The organism is Stenotrophomonas sp. 3diitr2024 (genome assembly GCF_042136455.1).
Classification (GTDB): Bacteria; Pseudomonadota; Gammaproteobacteria; order Xanthomonadales; family Xanthomonadaceae; genus Stenotrophomonas; species Stenotrophomonas sepilia.
The window spans coordinates 1-2,383 of record NZ_JBHHMJ010000523.1 but is presented as its reverse complement, the minus strand read 5'-3'; the positions used below and the strand labels follow the sequence as shown (position 1 = coordinate 2,383).

Here is a 2,383-nt window from a genome sequence, read left to right as displayed (position 1 = left end):
CGGGCTGCGCAGGACACGCCGTAAACCCGTCCTTGGGGGCTCGATGGCGCCATCCATGGCGCCAACGGTCCTGCGCAGCCCGCCCGGCCGCCCCTCGACGGTTTCCTGCGGGCGCGGACGCATCAGACCCCAAGGCGGGAGCAAGGGCAAAAGCAAAAGCAAAAGTACAGCCAGGAATTGCGACTTCGGCTTTTGCCTTTGAACTTGAACTTGAATTTGAATTTGAATTTGAATTTGAATTTGATCTTTCTTCTCCCGGCTACCCTGCGGGAGAAGTAGGCGCTGGTGATATATGAAGCGGCGCAGGGCGCAGTGGGTGCAAAACCGTGAGCGCCATGGATGGCGCGATCGAGCCCCCATGGATGGGTTTACGGCGTGTTTTGCACCCACTGCGCCCTGCGCCGCCCCAAGCCAAACCATCCGCGTGCTTTCAGCCACGGTAGCCAGCAAAAAAAAAGGACGGCGCGTCAGCGCCGTCCCTCGATAGCCCCCCGCGCAGCGGGAAGCACCCTCCCTGGCAGCTGGGATCAGCCGGCGCGACCGCCGCCGCCGCCCTGGCCGCGGCCACGGCCGCCACCATTACCGCCACCGCCACGACGCTGGCCCTGACCGGCGCCTGCACCCGCACGTTGCTGGCCGTTGCCACCGCCCTCGCGACGGCCACCACCGGCCTTCTTCGGGCCGGCATGCGCATGGCGCGGTGCATCACCGTGCGGACGGCGTGCGTGGCTCTTGCGCGGTGCGCGCTCGCCGGTATCGTGCTCGGCCTTGCCCGGCGCACTGTTGCCCCAGCGGATCGGAACCTGCAGTTCGAAGCCCGGCACATCGCGGATGTCCATGTCGCGGCCCAGCAGGCGCACGATCGCGCGCAGCAGCTTCACTTCATCCTGCGCCACCAGCGAAATCGCCTGGCCGGTCGCGCCGTTGCGGCCGGTACGACCGATGCGGTGCACGTAGTCCTCGGCCACCATCGGCAGGTCGAAGTTGATCACCTTCGGCAGCTCGTTGATGTCGATGCCGCGCGCAGCGATGTCGGTGGCCACCAGCACGGTCACGCGGCCGGCCTTGAAGTCGCCCAGCGCACGCAGGCGCTGGCCCTGGCTCTTGTTGCCATGGATCGCCGCGGTCTTGATGCCTGACTTTTCCAGGAACGTGGCCAGCTTGTCGCTGCCGTGCTTGGTGCGTGCGAACACCAGGGTCTGCTCGCGGCTGTCCTGCGCCAGCAGGTGCAGCAGCAGGTCGCGCTTGCGGCCGGCATCGACCGGATGCACGCGATGGGTGATGGTTTCGGCCACGGTGTTCTTCGGCGTCACCTGGATCTGTTCCGGGTTGCGCATGAACTCCAGCGCCAGCTGGCGGATGTTGTCCTCGAAGGTGGCCGAGAACAGCAGCGTCTGGCGGTTCTGCTTCGGCAGCTTGGCCAGGATGCGCTTGATCGACGGCAGGAAGCCCATGTCGAGCATGCGGTCGGCTTCGTCCAGCACCAGCAGTTCAATGCCGGACAGGTCGACACTGCGACGTTCCAGATGGTCGATCAGGCGGCCCGGGCAGGCCACCAGCAGGTCCACGCCACGGCGCAGGATGTCCAGCTGGTTGCCCATGCCGACACCGCCGTAGATGCAGGCGCTGGGAATGCGCAGGTACTTGCTGTAGCCGCGCAGGCTGTCATGCACCTGGGTGGCCAGTTCGCGGGTCGGGGCCAGGATCAGCGCACGCGGCTTGCGCGGGCCGGCACGCACCTCCTGCGAGGCGGTGCCCAGGTGCTGCAGCAACGGCAGGCCGAACGCAGCAGTCTTGCCGGTACCGGTCTGTGCGCCGGCCAGCAGGTCGCGACCGGCCAGCGCCAGCGGGATCGCCTGCTGCTGGATCGGGGTCGGGGTTTCGTAGCCCTGCTCGGCAAGCGCACGCAGCAGGAAGGGCGCCAGGCCCAGCGATTCAAAAGACATTGAGATTGCTCCAGGTACAAGAAACGTCTGTCCGAGCGGACAGACGGGGGCAGATCAAAGTGATCGGCTGACTCGGAGCGTTCCCGTGAACCGCGCTGCGAGAAGTTGGGTGCAGCCGGCACGAAGCGCAGGCTGGAATGCGTGACGAACGGCGTCGGAGTGGGGGCGGGCGAAGAGGGCGGACCCTGGTCGCCGGCGATCCCGGAGGGAAACGGACGGCCGCTGCAGACCTGCCTAGTCTAACCGATGGCTGAGACCTCGCGCAAAAAGCCCCGTTCAGGTAAGGGGTTCTCTCTGCAGGGCTGCGCCCTGCACCCGCAGAGGCCAAAGCGACGTCAACGTCAAAAGCGGGTTCCTGAGGGATGGCGGGGTGGGTCCGGTGGCGGGAGACGCCGTAAACCCGTCCATGGGGGCTTGGCCGCGGCATCCATGCCGCG

The 2,383-nt window shown here is 66.7% G+C and carries 2 protein-coding genes; one reads left to right on the top strand and one right to left on the bottom strand.

All coding sequences use genetic code 11. The annotated features are described in order from the left end of the window. The coding region (locus tag ABGA94_RS13260; RefSeq protein ID WP_375367502.1) for a hypothetical protein at window positions 1–296 on the top strand (296 nt) is incomplete at its 5' end. 231 nt (window positions 297–527) lie between these two features. Here the strand turns inward: ABGA94_RS13260 and ABGA94_RS13255 are convergent. Further along, window positions 528–1,946: a DEAD/DEAH box helicase gene (locus ABGA94_RS13255; protein WP_005415154.1), complete on the bottom strand. Its 1,419-nt coding sequence runs from the start codon at window positions 1,944–1,946 to the stop codon at window positions 528–530. Window positions 1,947–2,383 lie beyond the last annotated feature (437 nt).

What these genes read in the sequence shown, in the direction of transcription:
- ABGA94_RS13255 (WP_005415154.1), bottom strand. Translation starts at nt 1,946, where the DNA reads ATGTCTTTTGAATCGCTGGGCCTGGCGCCCTTCCTGCTGCGTGCGCTT.